The organism is Aestuariivirga sp. (genome assembly GCF_020252405.1).
Taxonomy (GTDB): Bacteria; Pseudomonadota; Alphaproteobacteria; order Rhizobiales; family Aestuariivirgaceae; genus Aestuariivirga.
Map to the genome: position 1 here is coordinate 1 of NZ_JADCDA010000093.1, position 18,891 is coordinate 18,891.

The 18,891-nt window shown below is 65.0% G+C and carries 19 protein-coding genes and 1 pseudogene; 3 read left to right on the forward strand and 17 right to left on the reverse strand.

From position 1 onward, the window contains the following. Positions 1–226: 226 nt before the first annotated feature. From IOC69_RS12930 to IOC69_RS12955, 6 genes and pseudogenes are all read right to left on the reverse strand, one after another. Positions 227–433, reverse strand: coding sequence for a hypothetical protein (locus IOC69_RS12930; RefSeq protein ID WP_290543970.1), 207 nt, complete (start codon positions 431–433; stop codon positions 227–229). Positions 434–691: 258 nt separating this feature from the next. After that, positions 692–907: a hypothetical protein gene (locus IOC69_RS12935; protein WP_290543971.1), complete on the reverse strand. Its 216-nt coding sequence runs from the start codon at positions 905–907 to the stop codon at positions 692–694. 230 nt (positions 908–1,137) lie between these two features. Next, positions 1,138–1,353 (reverse strand): annotated as a pseudogene (rpsU, locus tag IOC69_RS12940) (30S ribosomal protein S21); the annotation flags it as partial. 81 nt (positions 1,354–1,434) lie between these two features. After that, positions 1,435–2,520: a 5-(carboxyamino)imidazole ribonucleotide synthase gene (locus IOC69_RS12945; protein ID WP_290543972.1), complete on the reverse strand. Its 1,086-nt coding sequence runs from the start codon at positions 2,518–2,520 to the stop codon at positions 1,435–1,437. Further along, a complete protein-coding gene (gene purE, locus IOC69_RS12950) occupies positions 2,517–3,008 on the reverse strand; it encodes a 5-(carboxyamino)imidazole ribonucleotide mutase (RefSeq protein ID WP_290543973.1) in 492 nt (163 codons plus the stop codon). Before purE ends, IOC69_RS12945 begins: the two co-directional genes overlap by 4 nt. A gap of 11 nt (positions 3,009–3,019) precedes the next feature. Then, positions 3,020–3,235 carry a DUF465 domain-containing protein gene (locus IOC69_RS12955; protein WP_290543974.1) on the reverse strand — a complete coding sequence of 72 codons (216 nt, stop codon included), beginning with the start codon at positions 3,233–3,235 and terminating at the stop codon, positions 3,020–3,022. 126 nt (positions 3,236–3,361) lie between these two features. Between IOC69_RS12955 and IOC69_RS12960 the strand changes: the two genes are divergently transcribed. Next, the gene (locus IOC69_RS12960) at positions 3,362–3,538 is read left to right on the forward strand and encodes a DUF465 domain-containing protein (protein WP_290543975.1); all 177 of its coding nucleotides are present in this window, start codon (positions 3,362–3,364) and stop codon (positions 3,536–3,538) included. Between the two features lie 12 nt (positions 3,539–3,550). On the opposite strand, the gene IOC69_RS12965 is transcribed toward IOC69_RS12960, so the two are convergent. From IOC69_RS12965 to IOC69_RS12980, 4 genes are all read right to left on the reverse strand, one after another. After that, positions 3,551–4,954, reverse strand: coding sequence for an amidase (locus tag IOC69_RS12965; protein ID WP_290543976.1), 1,404 nt, complete (start codon positions 4,952–4,954; stop codon positions 3,551–3,553). A gap of 23 nt (positions 4,955–4,977) precedes the next feature. Beyond that, the gene (locus IOC69_RS12970; RefSeq protein ID WP_290543977.1) at positions 4,978–5,772 is read right to left on the reverse strand and encodes an inositol monophosphatase family protein; all 795 of its coding nucleotides are present in this window, start codon (positions 5,770–5,772) and stop codon (positions 4,978–4,980) included. Between the two features lie 64 nt (positions 5,773–5,836). Beyond that, positions 5,837–6,484, reverse strand: coding sequence for an exopolysaccharide biosynthesis protein (locus tag IOC69_RS12975; protein WP_290543978.1), 648 nt, complete (start codon positions 6,482–6,484; stop codon positions 5,837–5,839). A gap of 60 nt (positions 6,485–6,544) precedes the next feature. Then, positions 6,545–6,739 (reverse strand): heavy-metal-associated domain-containing protein, encoded by a 195-nt coding sequence (locus IOC69_RS12980; protein WP_290543979.1) that lies wholly within the window; start codon positions 6,737–6,739, stop codon positions 6,545–6,547. 158 nt (positions 6,740–6,897) lie between these two features. Between IOC69_RS12980 and IOC69_RS12985 the strand changes: the two genes are divergently transcribed. Next, positions 6,898–7,089 (forward strand): DUF2934 domain-containing protein, encoded by a 192-nt coding sequence (locus IOC69_RS12985; RefSeq protein WP_290543980.1) that lies wholly within the window; start codon positions 6,898–6,900, stop codon positions 7,087–7,089. On the opposite strand, the gene IOC69_RS12990 is transcribed toward IOC69_RS12985, so the two are convergent. The 5 genes from IOC69_RS12990 to IOC69_RS13010 form a co-directional block, all read right to left on the reverse strand. After that, on the reverse strand, positions 7,086–8,711 hold the full coding sequence (locus IOC69_RS12990) for an FMN-binding glutamate synthase family protein (protein ID WP_290543981.1): 1,626 nt from the start codon (positions 8,709–8,711) through the stop codon (positions 7,086–7,088). The two genes, IOC69_RS12985 and IOC69_RS12990, sit on opposite strands and share 4 nt — an antisense overlap. Positions 8,712–9,123: 412 nt before the next feature. Continuing rightward, positions 9,124–10,557 carry a hypothetical protein gene (locus tag IOC69_RS12995; protein WP_290543982.1) on the reverse strand — a complete coding sequence of 478 codons (1,434 nt, stop codon included), beginning with the start codon at positions 10,555–10,557 and terminating at the stop codon, positions 9,124–9,126. Positions 10,558–10,708: 151 nt separating this feature from the next. Then, a complete protein-coding gene (locus IOC69_RS13000) occupies positions 10,709–11,617 on the reverse strand; it encodes an NAD(P)-dependent oxidoreductase (protein ID WP_290543983.1) in 909 nt (302 codons plus the stop codon). 18 nt (positions 11,618–11,635) lie between these two features. Beyond that, a complete protein-coding gene (locus tag IOC69_RS13005) occupies positions 11,636–13,708 on the reverse strand; it encodes a M12 family metallopeptidase (protein WP_290543984.1) in 2,073 nt (690 codons plus the stop codon). An 82-nt stretch (positions 13,709–13,790) separates the two neighbouring features. Next, positions 13,791–14,984 (reverse strand): mandelate racemase/muconate lactonizing enzyme family protein, encoded by a 1,194-nt coding sequence (locus tag IOC69_RS13010; protein ID WP_290543985.1) that lies wholly within the window; start codon positions 14,982–14,984, stop codon positions 13,791–13,793. A 152-nt stretch (positions 14,985–15,136) separates the two neighbouring features. Here IOC69_RS13010 and IOC69_RS13015 point away from each other — a divergent pair, with 152 nt between their 5' ends. Then, positions 15,137–16,756, forward strand: a complete 1,620-nt coding sequence (locus IOC69_RS13015; RefSeq protein WP_290543986.1) for a GMC family oxidoreductase N-terminal domain-containing protein — start codon at positions 15,137–15,139, stop codon at positions 16,754–16,756. A 64-nt stretch (positions 16,757–16,820) separates the two neighbouring features. On the opposite strand, the gene IOC69_RS13020 is transcribed toward IOC69_RS13015, so the two are convergent. Together IOC69_RS13020 and IOC69_RS13025 are read right to left on the reverse strand one after the other, a co-directional pair. Further along, positions 16,821–17,288 (reverse strand): ferric reductase-like transmembrane domain-containing protein, encoded by a 468-nt coding sequence (locus IOC69_RS13020; RefSeq protein WP_290543987.1) that lies wholly within the window; start codon positions 17,286–17,288, stop codon positions 16,821–16,823. Between the two features lie 206 nt (positions 17,289–17,494). Next, on the reverse strand, positions 17,495–18,619 hold the full coding sequence (locus tag IOC69_RS13025; protein ID WP_290543988.1) for a TIGR03862 family flavoprotein: 1,125 nt from the start codon (positions 18,617–18,619) through the stop codon (positions 17,495–17,497). Between the last annotated feature and the right edge of the window lie 272 nt (positions 18,620–18,891).

Sequence of the window (18,891 nt, forward strand, 5' to 3'; positions counted from 1 at the left end):
ACCAGGATGATGCGGTAGCCCTCGGCCTTCAGCGCCTTGCAGGCCTGGGCGCCGGAATAATCGAACTCGCAGGCCTGGCCGATAATGATCGGTCCAGCCCCGATGATGAGGATGGATTTGATGTCGTCACGTTTTGGCATGCGAGGGAAACCAGAATTTCGGTTCTCCTACACAGAAGGCGGGCGGATTCCAAGCCCAATCGGGGCGGGGTCAACACTCCCGCCGGTCAGATGGCGAGGCAGCGCGTGTGGCTGCAGGGCGCGACCGAAATCAGCCCGGCCGGCGGCCAAGCCCCATTCTTCATCACCACCGTAACGTTGGCGGGCTTGGCGGCGGAGACGGCGGCCGGCTGCGAGCCGTGGTTCGATCCGGCGAAAGCCCCCGCCGAGAGAAACATCACGCTCAGGATGACCGATGGGGTGAGCGTCTTCATGGTTGTGCTCCTTTTCCCCGGCGGTCAGCGGAACGCCCGCAGGACAAACTTTGCTGCCGCGCGGTGAGGCAGGCCACACCCGCCGATTTTTCCGAAACCCCGCCGGGCGGAAGAAAAGAACCCCGGCGCAAACTGCGGCCGGGGTCCAGGTACAGGCAGTGTTTGCAGGGGATGGGGGGGAAGTACTGCCTGGGAATGAGATACATATTGGGGTTCGAATGCGGTGGTTCAATGCCGCATGCGGCGGCCGCGCATGAATTATCCGTTAGGCGGAACGTCGGAGCAGTCGTCCTTCTCGCAGGCGATCCAGCCTTCGGTGTCGAGCACCGGATAAGCGCTGTTCTTGGCGATGACAGTGAGGTTGCTGGCCGGGTACGCATTCGCCCCCGGCGTGCTGGCGGGCGCATCGTGGATGGCGGCGGCCGCGGCGAAGGCGCCAAGGGCGCCAAGCAGGACGAAAGCGTAGCGGATCATTTGTGTTCCCCCTCTGGATCGTGTCGATGATCCTCATCTAGGGGGCGATCGGTCCGACCGTAGGACGCTTGTGTAACTTGTTTGTGGAAGCTTGTGTTCAGTTTGGGGCAATTGCGGCGGCTGCCACAATTGAAAAGGGCCGCTCTCCCCGGGGGGAGGCGGCCCTTGCAGCAGCGAACCGGAAAGGCTTCTTACTGGGCGCGCGGGCCGCGGGCCGGGCCCTCGACCTTCTTCGGCATGGGCAGCAGGCCTTCGCGTTGCAGCTTCTTGCGCTGCAGCTTGCGGGCGCGGCGCACGGCTTCCGCCTTTTCGCGGGCCTTCTTCTCGGAGGGCTTCTCGTAGTGGCCGCGGAGCTTCATCTCGCGGAAAATGCCCTCGCGCTGCATTTTTTTCTTGAGCGCCTTCAGGGCCTGATCGACATTGTTGTCACGGACGACGACTTGCAAGTGCTACCTCTGCAAACAGGGTTGGACGAATTGAAAGCCCCCATAGGAGGCAGAAAGTGAGCGGCGCATTATCATAGAGTCTCAGGTCTGTCGAGGGGTCAGCCTGTTGAAATGCCCCATTTTGCGCCCTGGCCGGGCCTCCCGCTTGCCATAGAGGTGGAGGTGCACCCGGGGCTCGGCGGCCAGCTCCCGCCAGCGCTGGGCCTCGTCCCCCAGCAGGTTGGTCATCACCACGTCGGCATAGCGCTCCGGACTTCCCAGGGGCCAGCCGCAGACGGCCCGGATGTGCTGCTCGAACTGGGAGACGGCACAGGCGTCCATGGTCCAGTGCCCGGAGTTATGCACCCGGGGAGCGATCTCGTTGACAGTCACCTGGTCGCCTGACACGAACATCTCGATCCCGATCACCCCCACATAGTCCAGCGCGGCGATGATGCGGTTGCCGAAATCCATGGCGGTGCGGGCGACGGCGGGCGAAATACGGCCGGGAACGGTCGATGTCTTGAGAATGTGGTTCTCGTGGTGGTTCTCGGGCACGTCATAGACCCGGACCTCGCCCGGCCAGCTGCGGGCGGCAATGACCGAGATTTCCGTCTCGAAGCGCACGAAGCCCTCAAGGATCGCCGGCTGCCCCCCGATCTCGGCGAAGGCGGCGGCGGGGTCGGTGGCGTCGCATATCTTGGTCTGACCCTTGCCGTCATACCCGAAACGCCTGGTCTTCAGCACGGCGGGCCGCCCGATGCGGGCGATTGCCGCCTCGAGCGATGCGATGCCGGAAACCTCGGCGAAGGGGGCGACGGGAATGCCGAGGCCTGAAATGAAGGTCTTCTCGGCGATCCGGTCCTGCGCCGTCTTCAGCGCCGCCACGCCGGGGGCGACGGGCGCCAGCCTGTCGAGGAAGCCCGCCGTATCTCCCGGCACGTTCTCGAACTCATAGGTGACGACGTCGACCTGTTTCGCGAAAGCCTCCAGAGCGGCAAAGTCGTCGTAAGCGGCGACCGATTTCGCGGCCGAGACGGCGAAGGCGGGGCTGTTGGCCTCCGGCGCATAGATGTGGCAGTCGATGCCCAGGCGGCCGGCCGCCAGCGCCAGCATGCGGGCCAGCTGCCCGCCGCCCAGGATGCCGACGGTGGAGCCGGGCGGCAGGGGCGTCGTGATCGTCCTCATGCCTCGTCCTTCGGGCGCTCGGCGACGGAGGCCGTCTGTTCCGCCCGGAAGGCGTCAAGGCGCCTGGTCAGCGCGGGATCGTTCAGTGACAGCACGCTCGCCGCCAGAAGTGCGGCATTCACCGCGCCCGCCTTGCCGATGGCCAGCGTACCCACCGGAATGCCCGCCGGCATCTGGACGATCGAGAGGAGGGAGTCCTGGCCCGAAAGCGCCCTGGACTCGACCGGCACGCCGAACACGGGGAGGGATGTCATGGCGGCCGCCATGCCGGGCAGATGCGCCGCGCCCCCGGCCCCGGCGATGATCACCCTGAAGCCGTTGTCCCGCGCGGCGGTGGCGAAGTCATAGAGCCTTTTCGGCGTGCGGTGGGCGGAGACGATGCGGTCGTCATGTGCGATGCCCAGGCGGTCCAGGGTTTCGGCGGCATGCTTCATGGTGGCCCAGTCGGACTGGCTGCCCATGATGATGGCGACGGGTGGCGTGGTCATCGGGTCCGTCCTCAGGCGATGATGTCAGGGATCAGCATGTTCTCGATGGTCTGGATCTTGTCCTTGATGTCCAGCTTCATCTTCTTGAGGCGGCGCAGCTGCAGCTGGTCACCCGTGCCGGTGTCGGCCAGGGACGTGATCGCCATGTCGAGGTCACGGTGCTGCTGGATCAGCGTCTGCAACTGCGCGCGCAGCTGCACTTCCTGTATCACGTCCAGCTTTGGCATTCCGTCCCCGACAGTTCACGCATCTGTTTTGCGGATTTCTTCACTAAAGCCCTTTGCACATGTTCGACAAGCCCCCAACTCTGTGCAATGATCGAGTCAATCCATAGCCAAACAATGGAGGATCGCATGAGTCTTCAAGCGCATCTTGGCGAACTGCACGCAAAGCATAAGGCCCTGGAGGCCCAGCTCGCGGACGCCATGAACCACCCGGCGTCGTCGGATGCCGAAATCGCCGCACTCAAGCGCAAGAAACTCAAGATCAAGGACGAAATCTCCCGGCTTGAGCACCAGCACGCCGCCTGAAAGCGCTCTGGATCAATAGCCCGGCGGCCTGGCCTTATGCCAGGCGGTTGCCCGCTCATAGGCATGGGCGGCTTTCAGCACGGTGCGGTCGCCAAACATGCGGCCCACAATGTGCAGGCCTGCGGGAAGCCCGTCGCGGGTGAAGCCGCAAGGCACGCTGGCGGCGGGCTGCTGGGTGAGGTTGAAGGGATAGCTGAAGGGCGTCCAGTTAACCCATTTTCCCGTGTTGTCAGTGTCGGCGGGTGACAGCCTGCCGGCCTCGAAGGCGGGGATGGGCAGGGTGGGCGTCACCAGCAGGTCATAGCCTTCCATGAACTGGCGCATCTGGCTGCCCAGCACGCCACGGGCCTTGACCGCATCCTGATAATCATCAAGCGTAATCGCCATCGACTGCGCCACGACGTCGGCCAGCGCCGGGTCGAGCAGCGCCTTCTTCTCCTCCGGCAACTTGCCGAGCAGGGCGCGCGCGCCGGACCACCACAGGATGCGGAAGGTTGCGGCGGGGTCGGCAAAACCGGGATCGACCTCCTCCACCTCTGCCCCCAGCTCCTCCAGCACGCGCACCGCGTCCCGCACCAGCTTTGCGATCCCGGGGTCGGCCTCGACATAGCCGAGCGTCGGGCTGTAGGCGATCTTCAGTCCTTTGATGCCCCGGCCAAGCTTCGCCGTGTAGTCAACGCCATCGGGGGGCAGCGACGTCCAGTCGCGCGCATCGGGCTGCGCGATGACGTTCATCATCAGGCAGGCGTCTTCCACCGTGCGGGTCATCGGCCCCACATGCGCCACCGTGCCGAAGGGCGACAGCGGATAGGCGGGAACGCGCCCGAAGGAGGGCTTCAACCCGAAAATGCCGGTGAAGCCCGCCGGAATGCGGATCGAGCCGCCGCCATCGGTGCCCAGCGTCAGTGGCGCATAGCCGGCAGCCGCCGCGGCGGCCGACCCGCCGGATGATCCGCCCGGCGTCTTCGTCACGTCCCACGGATTCCGCGTGATGCCGGTCAATGGCGAGTCCGTCACGCCCTTCCAGCCGAATTCCGGCGTGGTGGTGGCGCCGAGGAATACCGCACCGCATTCGCGCAGCCGGGCGACGCTGGGCGCATCCTGGTCCCAGGCCTGGTGTCTGTCGACGGTCAGCGATCCGCGCAGGGTGGGCCAGCCGCGCACCAGCAGCAGGTCCTTGATCAGCGCCGGCACGCCATCGACCGGCCCCTGCGGCTCAGCCCTCATCCAGCGCTTCTCGCTGGCCTTGGCCTCTGCGAGAGCCTCTTCCGCATGGACCGCGGCCATGGCGTTCAGCCGCCCGTCATGCCGCGCGATCTGCGCGAGGCAGGCCTCAGCCACCTCGACGGGGGAGAACGTCTTCTTCGCATAGCCCTTCACGAGCTTCGCGGCGGATTTCCACTGAAGGCCGGTCACGTTCCCCTCCCTCTCTGATGGCGTCAGGCTTCCCGCGCCTTGCTCAGCGCGTCCTTGAACTGCGGCAGGAGGTCCCCGTTGGTGGCGAGGATGCCGCCCGTCTCCATCGGGTTTTTCTCCGCATCGGGGTCGGAGACGAAGCCGCCGGCCTCCTTCACCAGAAGGATGCCCGCCGCCATGTCCCACGGCTTGATGTTTCGGCAGACCATGGCGTCAAACCGGCCCGCCGCCACATAGGCCAGCGAGAGGGCGGCCGAGCCCGTGCCGCGGATGCCCACGACGCGCGCCTGCAGCACGGAGATCTCGGCGCGCGACAGGGCCAGGTCCTTGCCGCCCCGGTGCGGCACTTCATAACTCACCAGCGTGTCATGGATGTCGCGGCGCTGGGCCACGCGGATGCGCTTGTTGTTGAGGAAGGCGCCGCCGCCCTTTTCGGCGGAATAGATTTCGTCGGTGATCGGGTTATAGGTGAGGGCGGCCACCAGCTCGCCCTTGCGCTCCAGCGCCACGGTGATGGCGAAGAAAGGGACGGCATGCATGAAGTTCATGGTGCCGTCGATCGGGTCGATGATGAAGCGGTGGTCGGGGTCCGTGCCGGGAACGACCCCCGTCTCCTCGGTGAGGAAGGCATAACCGGGGCGCGCCTTGGCCAGTTCCTCTCGCAGCAGCTTGTCGACGCGCTGGTCGGCGACGGTGACATAGTCGCCCGGCGCCTTTTGCGACACCTGCAGATTGGCAAGCTCGCCATAATCGCGCTGGAGCGTGCGGGCCGCCTTGCGCACGGCGGCGGTCATGACGGTGATGACGGGAGAGGGCACAGGAACGTCCTTGGTAAACAGGATGGATGAGGCCCGATAGCAGGATTGGCCGGGCAGCGAAAGCTCAGACCCCGAACAGCGCATGGAAGAAGGCCACCGCCCCCGCATAAAGCGCTGAGGATACGGCGGCCAGGATCCCGACGGAGGCCGCCGAGAAAACATAGCCCACCAGCACGGCGAGGCCGTCACGCTCGGCAAGCCCCAGCGCCAGGCAGGCGATGGCAAGCGCGGGCGGCATGTTGGCGAAGGGAATGGGCAGGAACAGGATCAGCGCCAGCGGAAAGGCCACGAGCCCGATCATCCGCTCGGCAAGGTTGGAGGTGACCACGAGGCCCAGCCGCGGCTTCAGCACGCGCTCCAGCCTGGCCATGACGGGCGTCACCTTGTCGACGAAGGTCCGCAGCAAGTCGCGCGGGATGCGGCGCTTGCGCACCACCGCGGGCAGCCACAGCGTCTGCCGCCCCACCATCACCTGCCAGGTGAGGATGACCAGCGGCAGGCCGAGAATGGCGGAGGTGCCGGGCGGCATGGGAATGGCGTTGGGCACCGCGAAGATGAACAGCAGCGCGCCGAAGGCCCGCTCGCCCAGTGAATCCGCCAGTTCGCCGATGGTGATTTCCTGGCTGGTGTCAATCGCGCGCACGATATCGGACAGCCGGGCCGGCTTCTGCTTTTTGTGCAACCCGCCGTCTTCATTCGTGTTCTGCTGCACGTGGTGTCCTTCACAAGCGCCCCCGGATCATGCCCCTTATATGGGAGTTGCGCGTGACAGTCACATGGCCGAATTGGGATACCCCGCCCGATCCAGCGCCCTCGCCACCGCCTCGGCTGGAACGGCCGTTTCCACCGTCACTGTCTTGCCCGCGAGGTCGGCCTTCACCTCTGCCGCCGGGTCCACCGCCTTCACCGCCCTGGTGATGGTGGCCACGCAATGGCCGCAGGTCATGTCGGGAACATTGAATTTCACTGCCGGGTCTCCGTGGAGTCCTGCCTGCCACAGTGGTTGTGCTTTGCCAAGGTTGAAAAGTCCCATGCCGGCCAGGGCCGGAGCGCCGTCGCGCAGCCGTTATATCTCCGTCGCACAACAGGACCGGATCAGCCTGCCGTGGCGAGGAGAAAACCCCGATGAGCGATGACACCAAGGACCATACGGAAGAACATCCGCATGCCGGGCGCATCCGCGAGCGCGCCTATCTGATCTGGGAAGGTGACGGCCGCCCGGACGGCCACGCGCTCGCCCACTGGGTGCGCGCCAGGCAGGAGATCGAGGCAGAGGTGGCCGGTGAGCAGGAAGGTGATGCACCCTCCAAAGCCTAAACATTCCCCGGCGCCGGGGCGAAGCTGGTGGCTGAGGCCAGCGCCCAGGCTTCCGCGAAGGCCGCGTCCCTGATCCCCGAAAGAAGCTCGCCGGGCTGCAGCAGAGGATAAATCTCGCGCAGGCTGTGAATGCGGCCATCAGCGCCACGGCGCAAGATGTGCTGAGGCAGCAGCTGTCTGGGGTGGTCGAGGCCCACCGCCGCCACGATTTCGGCCAGCGATTTCACCGTGTCTTCATGGAAGCGCGCCACGCGCTCGGCCTTGTCGGGCACCACAAGCGCGCGCTGGCGCATCGGGTCCTGGGTGGCGACCCCGGTGGGGCAGGCGCCGGTGTGGCAGTGCTGCGCCTGGATGCAGCCAAGCGCAAACATGAAGCCGCGCGCCGCATTGCACCAATCCGCCCCCAGCGCCATCACACGGGCCATGTCGAAGCCGGAGATGATCTTGCCGGCACAGCCGATTTTGATCTCATCGCGCAGGCTGGCGCCCACCAGCGCCGAATGGACGAAGGACAGCCCATCGCGCATCGGCATGCCGATATGGTCCATGAATTCAAGGGGCGCCGCACCCGTGCCGCCCTCCTTGCCGTCAACCACAATGAAATCGGGCTTCTGCCCCGTCTCCAGCATGGCCTTGACGACGCCGAGAAATTCCCACGGATGCCCGATGCAGAGCTTGAAGCCCACGGGCTTGCCACCCGAAAGACCGCGCAGCCGCGCGAGGAATTCGAGCAGCCCCGCAGGCGAGGAGAAGGCGGCGTGGCAGGCGGGAGACACGCAGTCCCGGTCCATCGGAACGCCGCGGATCGCCGCGATCTCGGGCGTGATCTTGGCCCTGGGCAGCACGCCGCCATGGCCGGGCTTGGCGCCCTGGCTGAGCTTCACCTCGATCATCTTGATCTGCGGGTCGCTGGCTGTGGCGGCAAATTTCTCCGCGTCGAAGCCGCCATCATCCGCGCGGCAGCCGAAATAGCCCGAGCCCAGTTCCCAAATGAGATCGCCGCCGCCCTCCCGGTGATAGGGGCTGACGCCGCCTTCACCCGTATCATGCGCGAAGCCGCCGGCCCTTGCGCCCTTGTTCAGTGCACGGATGGCATTGGCCGACAGCGCGCCATAGCTCATGGCGGAGATGTTGAACACCGAGGCGTCATAGGGCTTCGTGCAGCGGGGCCCGCCGATCCGCACGCGGAACGGCTCCGCCGCAGCCGGGCGCGGTGCGATCGAATGGTGCAGCCATTCGAAATTCTCGCCATAGACATTGTAGTGGGTGCCGAAAGGCCGCTTGTCGAGCTGCTGCTTGGCGCGCTGATACACGATGGCCCGCTTGTCCCGCGCAAACGGCATGCCGCTCTTGTCGTCCTCGAAGAAATACTGCCGGATCTCGGGCCTGATGTCCTCCAGCAGGAAGCGCAGGCGCCCGATGATCGGATAGTTGCGCAACACCGCATGGCGCGTCTGGAACAGGTCGTAAAGCCCCAGCAGGGCGAGGACCAGCGCAACCGCCAGCCCGGCGCCGATGAGACCGTTCCAGCCGGGCAGCAGCAGCGCAACCACCGCCAGCACCAGCACGGCGGCAATCGCCAGGGTCAGCGCCAGAAAGCGTTTCTCGAAGGGCAAAAGCACCGGTCCCGCATATCCCTCTGATGCAGTTGGCTCGCGGCGTGTGACGGCAGAGTTAAGGTTGCAAGTCCGAATAGGCTTGTCACTCCATCACACATCGGCCACCCAGGCAAGGCGGGAGCAACCAGGTGCGCCCAGGGGCGTGTTGGCGGCCAGCCCGTGTCCCTGGCGGCGACGGCGTTGGCGAGGATGACGGGTTTTCGCATGGCGGCGGCGAGGGCATTGAGATGGTGTTTTCCCTTTGGGGCGAGATCATGTTCAAGCAACCGGACGGGGCATGTCACCGGGGAGCGTCAAAAGCCAGGCGAAGCTCCTTGCCGCGCTGCAAGCTCCGACTTTGCCTGTCGAAAGCCCGCGCCTGTCCGCGCGGTCCGCGCCCGGGCTTGATCGTTTCCGGCGCCGGAGGCTCAGCCCCTCAGGGCGCAGCTTCCACACGGCGGTAGAGGCGGAAAGGTCCGATCGTCCGGTCCGCCCGGTAATGCGACCATGCCGCGCGGAAGTCCTCATCCTTCATCAGCCAGTCGAGGATGTCGAAGGGTCGCCCCCCGATGGCCACGGGCGCGTCGAGCGTGATGACGACCTCCGGCTGCCGCGCCAGTTCCCGCAGCGCCTGCCACCGCGTCAGGCGCTCGGCTTCCGCCGGGATGCTGGGTGAAAGACCCGTTTCGTAGCGCGCAACCGGACCGGAAAAGGCCACACCGCTGCTCGACAGCCCCACATAGCGGGCGCGTGTGTGGATTGCTGTGGGAAAGGCCGGGTAGGGTTGCGGGACGAAGGAAATAAAGCTGGCGCTGCGGTCCAGTTCCGCCAGCAGCGTGACTTCCGAGGGGGCGAGCTCCGCTGCATTGGCGAACCAGATTGCCGCCATTCGCCCGATCAGCAGAGCATTGACCGCGAGGAAGGCCGCCGCTGCACCCGCCACCAGCGGCCGCGGGTTGAACGTCAACACCGTGAGATAGAGCGCCACATAGCCAAAGGCCGGCAGGAAGTGGTAATAAAATCCTCTGCCCTGCAGGACGGCCGCGGCCATGAAGCCCAGTGCCGCCAGCAGATATGGCCGCGCGGCAGGCTCAGCCGCGGTCGCGCCGGTGGCTGCCAGCGGCAAGGTTGACAGCAGCACGACGGCAGCCTGCAAGATCAGGTCTTCCACCGGCCAGCCGGACGCCCAGTAAGCGCCGCTGCCCATGGGAATCATCTCCGTCAGATAGGGGCGGAAGAAGGCGAGCAGAATGACGCCATAGGCGATGCCCGCGGCGGCGATCACCTTTTCCTCGCGCCCGATGCTCCGCCGCAGCGCCACGATCAGCGCCAGCGGGATCAGGAAGTGCGGCTTCATCAGAAAGCCGACCGCGGCCATCAGGCCGCTGAGAAGGCCCCAGCGCCGCCCGGGCATGGCGCCTGCAACATAGGGCGCGGTGAGCAGCAGGGCGATCTGCTCGCGCTGGGCGAAGAAATTGGGATAAGCGAGGCTGACGAAAACGAGCAGCATCGCGGCGAGGGGCAGCCGCATCGCCGTGCCTGCCGAGCGCCACAAAGCCGCAATCGAGAGCAGCGTCAGCCCCAGCATCGACAGCCTCACGCCCCACTCAAGCCCGGTGACGGGCGCAAGAAGGGCCGCAGGCAAATAGAGAAACATGCACAGCGGTGGATTGATTTCGAGTATGTCGCGCCCATAAACGGCGCCGTGCAGCCATTTCTCCGCCGTCCAGGCGAGGAAGGCGACGTCGAAGTCGACAACATTGTAGAAGGGCAGGAGCGGGCACAGCACGATTGCAATCAGCATCAGTATGCCCAGCGCGCGGGGTCCGTCACAGCGCGCCACAAGCCTGGGCCAGAACGCCAATGTCATCGGATCGCCTCCTTGGGCTGCCCTTGCGCACCGCCGCGAATGGTGTCTCCTGCCCGCGCGCCCCTCCGCCATAATCGAAACGGAGTGGGCGGGGAAGGTAAAGTGGACTGCCGCATACAGATTCGATTCTATTGGATATGTGCGCCGGGCGCTATTCCAGCCGTGCCGGAAAGCCGGGGGCGCGGAGATCGGTGTTGAGCAGGTCTTCCAGCAGCCTGGCGATCTGGGTGGACTGTGCGGAGCCGCCATAGGCGGCCTTGCCCTTCATGAAGGTCTGCTGCGTCATCGAGGCGAGGTCCAGCGGCACGCCGAATTCCCTGCCGAAGTTCATGGCGAAACCCAGGTCCTTCAAGGCGAGGTCCATGGAGAAGGCGATATCGTAACTTCCGTTGAGGATCAGCTGGCCTTCCGTTTCATGGACAAAGCTCGACCCTGATGAGGCGGTGATCGCGTGCCAGGCCTGCCCGAGGTCGAGCCCGCCGCGCCTGGCGAGCATAAGCGCCTCGGCATCCGCCACGAGGTGGATGAAAGCCAGCATGTTGGTGATGACCTTGATGATCGCCGCCGAACCGATGGGGCCCATGTGGAAGATCTTCCTGCCGATGGTTTCGAGTGCCGGGCGGAACTCCCCGAACAGCGCCTTGTCGCCGCCGACCAGCACGGTGATCTCGCCGCGCGCCGCCAAGTGCACGCCGCCGGTGACCGGTGCTTCGAGAACCTTGATGCCCCTGGCCTCGGCCATCCGTGCCAGCCGGATCATCTCATCGCGGCCATTGGTGGAGTTCTCGATCCAGGTGGAGCCGGCCTTGAGCGTGGTGAGAATCTCCGCAAGCACCTTCTCCGACACCGCGGGCGATGGAAGGCAGGTGAAGACCACGTCGACCTTGGACGCCAGTTCGGCCGGCGAGGCGGCCCATGTGGCGCCATCCTTCAGGTGGCGCTCGGCAAGCTTCGGATCGAGGTCGTAGACGGTGACCTTGTAGCCCTTCTTGACGAGGGAATGCGCGAGGTGGCCGCCGAGGTTGCCGAGGCCGATGTAGCCGTAACTCACGTGTTGCATGATGTTCGCCGTTCCATTCTATCGTTTACACTCGACGCTGCTCAATACATCAAGCGAGCCCCAGATCTCACGGAAATTATTGGTACCCGGATGAAAGCCACTGGCTGTGGCATTCGCCGCCCCAGCGACAGTGAACTGTTCCGCCGAGGTGAACTGCATCGCACGGCAGAACGCGTTCGCGACGGCCCTCTGGTTCTGGAGGTTGCAGCGGTCCTCGCCAAACGGCGTGCCATGCACACAGCGGTCCACCGGCATGTTATCAATGCGGATTTCGCTGCGCGAGAAACGGCGGGAGTCGCCGGCGGCAGCATCCTTCTCGCACTTTACCATCGTGAAGACATCGTTGGCGGCAACATCCACGAACCGGTCGCGGTCGAAGTCATAGCCGATTGCATTCACCTCAAGCGCGAGGAATGCCGTATCCGTCGCGAAGCCAGTGCTGCGCAGAAAGCCCCAGCGGCGGCAGAAGGCGCTGGCAATGCGGCGTTGGTTGGCCTCCGAACAACGGTCGCCGCTGATATTGTCGCCATGGAGGCAGCGGTCGACGAGGCGCTGGCGGATGCGCACCTCGTTGCCGCGGAATTCCTCCTCCACCGACTGGCCATTCACAACGCGCTGGGCGGCCGGCGTGCGATTGGCGCAACCGACCGAAGACAGAATGTCTGCACCCCAGACGTTCTTCCAGCCCTCCACCATGTGAAAGCCGGAATGGGTGCCCCAGTTGCTCACATATTGCGGGGAGAAGCCGTCGGTGAAGCCTTTCTGGCGGCAGAACTCGTTGACGACCTTGTCGCGCGAGCGGGCGTCACATCCATCCCGTCCGAGGGCCACGCCATGCAGGCACTTGTCGATTGGCTTGCCGCGATGGCGCACATTGTCTCCGGTGAAGAAGCGCGTTCCACCATCCGCCGTGATGAAGGCACTGGCACCCGGCACCTCGATGTAGATCTTGTGCAAACCTTCGATGTCGAGGGCGGTGAAGTCAGGTTCACCCCCGACGCCCTGGCAGTTGGCAGCCGCTGGATTGCGGCCGGCGCAGGTGTCGAGGCGCACCCACTTGTTGCAGGTCGTTCCGTCGGGCTTCAAGATAATGAAACTGTAAATCATTCGGGAAGCGTAGTCGAAGGGCGTCAGCAGTTCGGCGTCCGAATTGGTGAAGTTGACATTTCCTGCGTCTATCCATGCTCCGCGCAGGCTTTCATAGAGACCGGATTCAACGCAGCTGGTGTTGCGGCCGATGAACCTATCGCGGTCGGACCTTAGGTGTTCATGGATGAGGCCCAGCTCATGGCCCAGCTCATGCTTGATGTTCGCCACCATGGAGAAGGGCGGGTGCGGATTACCAAGGTCGTCGAAACCCTGGATCCGCAACTCGTTCCGGCCCTGCTGTTTGCCGAGTTGCGTGCGGCTCGTGGTCAACGGTTCGGCGTTACGGAAGTAGACGTAGTTGTCCTCACCGTCCCGCCGCACAAGCCTGAACACTGTGTTGTTCGCAAAATAGCTCACGACCTCATTCAGGGCATCGAGACAGCAGAAGTCATCCGCGACTTCGTAGGGGATGACCCCGTCGTCCCACAATTGCCCCTTGCCGAACTGGCCCGGATACCCGGCTGAGAAGGTGGAGACCCGAGACTGATCCCTCAACTCCTGCTCGGTCGGCGCCTTGTTGCCCTGGACGGGAATGATGGCCCAGATGGGAACGATCATGTCTCCGTCATAGACATAGTCCGACCCGTAACGTTCTAGCAGCAGGTTGCGTGGCCCGAGATCAGTGGCAACCATGCGCCGTTCGAGTGCGTACTGCACCTCTCCGAGGTCGAATTCCGCGATCACGCCAATGAATGTGATGTCCTTAGCCATGGTGCGGATGCGCTGGGCTTCGCTCGTCAGCCTGGCCTTGCCAATGGCGTTTTCTACGCCCCGCTCGAATTTCCGCCGCGCATACTCGGTGAGCGTTTTCGGCTTGAGCTTCCGGGCCTCGAGTGTTTCGGCGAGCGATTTGTCGATCGTCAGGTCAGGAGATCTGTCCTGCGCATGGAGGATCGACGAACTCACCACGAGAAGAATGCAAAGCAGCACAGCACGGATCATTCTGGCCCCCACGTCGATGTCGCTGAACCATCATTGCTCAATGGAAAAAAAGGCCAACCGCGACTTGCACCATTCGGTGCGCTCAGCTTACGGGCGTATTCGTCATCTCAAGGTGCAGGTTCGTGCCGGTGTAGGGGTGCGCCTCGCAGACCTCCTCGTTGAGCTCGATGCCGAGGCCGGGTTCGGTGGGCGGGATCACATAGCCGTCCTGCCAGAGGATGGGCTTCTTCAGCACCTCGGCCTGGAAGCCGCGCCATTCCTCGATCGACTCGAGGATGAGGAAGTTGGGAAGCGAGGCGGCATAGTGCACGTTGGCCGCGCCCTCGACCGGGCCTGCATAGAGGTGCGGCGCGATCTGGGCATAGAAGGTCTCGGCCATGCCGGCGATCTTCTTGGCTTCCATGAGGCCGCCGACGCGGCCCAGCGCCATCTGCAGGATCGACGCCGCGCGGTTTTCCAGCACGCGACCGAACTCGTATTTGGTGGTGAGGCGTTCGCCCGTGGCGATGGGAATCGAGGTGCCGCGCGCCACGAGTGCCATTTCCTCCGGCTTGTCCGGCGGGGTCGGCTCCTCGAACCACAGGGGATCATAGGGTTCGATCTTCCTCGCGAAGCGGATCGCTCCGGAGGCCGTGAACTGGCCATGCGTGCCGAACAGCAGGTCGGCCTTGGCGCCCACCGCCTCGCGGATGAGCCTGCAGAACTTCACGCAGAGTTCGATCGATTCGAGCGAGGGCTGGCGCGGGTCGAAGGCGGAATAGGGGGCGGCGGGATCGAACTTGATCCCGGTGAAGCCGCGGCTGGCGTAGTGGGCCGCGCGTTCCGCCGACTGCTCGGCGTTCCAGAAGATGGTGGAATCCTGGCCCCTGGCCGGATCGGGGTAGATATAGGTGTAGGAGCGCAGTTTCTCGTGCACGCGGCCGCCGAGCAGCTCGTAGACCGGCTTGTTCAGCGCCTTGCCCTTGATGTCCCACAGCGCGATTTCGAGGCCGGAGAGAACGCCCATCAGCGAGATGTCAGGCCGCATCGAGAAGCCGGAGCCATAGACCTTGCGCCACATCGATTCGATGTGGAACGGGTCCATGCCTTCCACGTAGCGATGGAAAGTGTCCTCGATCATCGCCGTCATGGCCTTCGGGCCGAAGGTGGCGCAATAGCATTCGCCGATGCCGGTGATGCCGTTGTCGGCGGTCAGCTTCACGAAAATGAAATAGCGCCCGCCCCAGGAGGGCGGCGGATTGCCGACGATGAAGACTTTGAGGTCCTTGACTTTCATGGCACGAGCCCTCCCCGGAACGGGACCGCTTCTAGCAGGAAGGACCGGTCCCGCACGATGAAAATTTCTAACCGGAAGTGAGGCGGAAACGCTTGTTTTGATTGCCCGAACGGGGGCAATAACGGGCCATCACTCACCACTGAAGGTCTGCCGTGGCAGAGACGTTCGATTACATCATCGTGGGCGCCGGCTCGGCCGGCTGCGTGCTGGCCGACCGGCTGACGCGGAGCGGCACGCACCGCGTTCTGCTGCTGGAGGCCGGCGGCACGGACCTGCGCTTTTATGTGCAGATGCCGCTTGGCTACGGCAAGACCTTCTATGACAAGTCCGTCAACTGGATGTACAGGGCCGAGCCCGATCCGGGTCTCAATGGCCAGAGCGACTTCTACCCGCGCGGGCGCCTGCTGGGCGGCTCCTCCTCGATCAATGCGATGGTCTATATCCGCGGCCACCGGCAGGATTACGAGGACTGGCGCGCGGCGGGCAACGTGGGCTGGGGCTGGAACGAGGTGCTCTCCGCCTACAAGGCGATGGAGAATTACGCCGGGGGCGACCCCGCCTATCGCGGGCGCGGCGGGCCGCTGACCATCACCGATCTGGGCGGCCAGGCGCATCCGCTGTGCAAGCCCTTTCTCGAAGCGACCGGCAAGGCGGGGCTGAAGTTCACGCCCGATTTCAATGGCGCGGAGCAGGAAGGTGTGGGCCTCTACCAGTACACCATCAAGAACGGCATCCGCAATTCGGCGGCGCGCGCGTTCCTGCGGCCCGCGATGAAGCGCAGGAACCTGCGCGTCGAGACTCACGCGCAGGCAACCAGGATCCTGTTCGAGGGCAACCGCGCGGTGGGTGTTGCTTACGTGCAGCGCGGCATGAAGCTCGATGCGAAGGGGCGCGGGATCATCCTGGCGGGCGGGGCCATCAATTCGCCGCAGCTCCTTCAGCTCTCCGGCATCGGGCCCGGCGCGCTGCTCCATTCGCTGGGCATTCCCGTGGTGCGCGACAACCCGAATGTCGGGGCCCGCATGCAGGACCACCACGGCGTCAACTACACCTGGCGCATGACGGCGCCGACGCTCAACGACGAGCTCCGGCCCTGGTGGGGCAAGCTCAAGGCGGGCGTTCAGTACATTCTGACGCGCAAGGGTCCGCTGTCGCTCTCCATCAACCAGGGCGGCGGCTTCTTCCGCACCCACCCGGGGATGACCAGGCCCAACATGCAGCTCTATATGCAGGCCTTCTCGACGCTGATCCCCAGGGCTGGCGAACGGCCGATCCTCAACCCCGATCCGTTCTCGGGCCTGTCACTGGGTTTAAGCAACTGCCGGCCCACCAGCACCGGCGAGGTGATGATCAGCTCAGCGGATCCGCTGGCGCATCCGAGGATTTCCTTCCGGGCCTACTCGACCGTGTCGGACGTTGAGGAGATGCTGGCGGCGGTGAAGTTCCTGCGCAAGATCGCCGCGCAGGAGCCGCTGAGGGGCCTGATGGCGGAGGAGCTGCGGCCAGGCCCCGCGGTGACGGACGACAATGCGCTGATCGACGACTTCCGCCAGCGCAGCGGCACCGTCTATCACCATGCCTGCACCTGCCGCATGGGGCCGGACGCGGGCGGCTCGGTGGTCGATACCCGGCTCCGCGTGCATGGCGTCGAGGGCCTGCGCGTGTGCGATGCCTCGGTCTTCCCCAACCTGATTGCCGGCAACACCAACGCGCCCGCCATGATGGTGGGCTGGCGCGGCGCGGAGATCATGCTGGAGGATGCGCGCGCGTGAAAGGATGCGCGCGCGTGAAGTTCCCTCTCTCCCATCGGCTTCGCGGCGGGAGAAGGGACTTGCGTCAATGCCTCATCCCCGCCGGCCGCGTGACATTGTGCAGCACGCGATAGCCCTCCAGCACGAGGAGCGGGATGAGGTGCAGCCACAGGCCGTCATGGTTCTGCCGGATCAGGAACCAATGCAGGAAGACGGCGATGGCCGAGAGATAGACGGTGCGCTGCAGGGGTTTCCACCAGCGGCCGAGCCAATGGACGCCCGCATCATTGCTGGTGATGGCGAGCGCCAGCAGCGTGACGAAACCGAACCAGCCCGGCATATAGGCAGCCGACCCGAGGTCGAAGAGCACGACATGGATGTTCCATTGCCTCAGCAGATAGGCCGTGAGGTGGAGCAGCGCATAGAGGAAGCAGGCCATGCCCAGATCGCGGCGGCGCTTGAGGAGCCAGCCCGGCCAGCGCGGGCCCATGTGCAGCTGCTTCATGAGGATGCGCAGCGGCGTGACCGCGAGGGTGAGGATCAGCAGGCGCACCGCCCATTCGCCCGACTGGCTGATGAGCGGCCTCCAGCTGTCGTGCAGCGCGAACTAGATCAGCATGCCGCAGGCAGGCAGCGCCAGCAGCAGGCGGAAGGCCCAGCGGGATCCGGTGGGGAAACTCACGGCGGGTTCCGCAGGCCGCCCTCGGCCTCGCCCGCCAGCGCCATGCTGTTGCGGAGGTCGCGGCTCATGGGCGAAGTTCAGCGCGTTTCCAGCGTGCTGGCAAGATGGCGCGCCGCTTTCACGGCGGTGGAAAAGCAGGCCTGGAGCAGATAGCCGCCGGTGGGCGCCTCCCAATCCAGCATCTCGCCCACGCAATAGGTGAGGGGCGCCTTGCGGAGCTGGAAGTGTTCGTCCACCTCGTCACGCGAAACGCCGCCCGCCGAGGAGATGGCCCGCGTGATGCCGGCCGGGCGTTCGAGCTTCAGCGGCATGGCCTTGATGCCCCTGGCGCCGGGCTCGGTGCCCGTCTCGCGCAACAGGTTGACGGCAACGGGCGAGAGGCCCGCGGCCTTGCGCAGATAATTGGAGAGCGAGTCCTTGCCGCGCGGCCGCGTGAGGCGCTGGGCGAGAACCTCCTCGCTGAGGTCGGGGCGGAAGTCGATCACCAGCGGATGGCCGGGCTTCTCGCGCAGACCCTTGGAGAGGGCATAGATGGCGCCGCCCTCGATCCCCTCCTGCGAGATCATCAATTCGCCGCGCACGCGTTTTCCGGCATAGGTGAGGGCCACGTTCTTGACCGGCATGCCTGCAAATCTGTCGCGGAAGACCGGCGACCAGTGCACCAGGAAGCGGCTGTTGGCGGGCTTGAAGGGATAGACCGCGATGCCCTTCTCCGCGAAGAGCGGCAGCCAGGCTGCGTCCGAGCCCAGATGCGGCCAGCTGGTGCCGCCGAGGGCGAGGATGGTGGGCGTGCCGTCAAAGCCCCGCCATGTCGAGCGGGTGACGAGCTTCACGCCGAGGCCATCAAGCCGCCGCAGCCAGGCGCGCAGCAGCGGCGAAGCCTTCATCTGCTTGGGGAACACGCGGCCCGAGGAGCCCACGAAGGTTTCGATTCCCAGGCCATTGGCCCAGGCGGTGAGCGCATTAGGCGGGAAGGCGCGGATTGCGGGCTCGAGAAAATCCTTCGCCTCGCCGTAGCGCTCGAGAAACTGGTCGAGCGGTTCGGAGTGCGTGAGATTCAGCCCGCCGCGCCCGGCCAGCAGGAACTTGCGGGCTGGCGCCGGCATATGGTCATGGATGGTGACGCGGTGGCCGGCGGCGGCCAGGACTTCCGCCGCCATGAGCCCTGAGGGGCCTGCTCCGATGATGTTGACAAGCGCCACTTTTGCTCTCCCGGTTCAGGCGGCTTTTGCCGGGATGGGCAAGGGATGCAAGCCCAAACATTCCGCGCCCGTCGCTGATAGGGCAGGTTTCGGTTCAGTGGAATCGAAACCTGCTCTGTCTCTTTGTTTGGCGGCATTTTCGACGGTCAACCGGTGTCCACTCGACCTGAAAATGCTTTAGTACTACAGTTGCGTCTGCGTGGTGAGTCTTGCGCGGTAGTGGGCCTCGGCGGCATGGGCTTGGTGAACGCGCCGCCAGAGTGACCAACTGA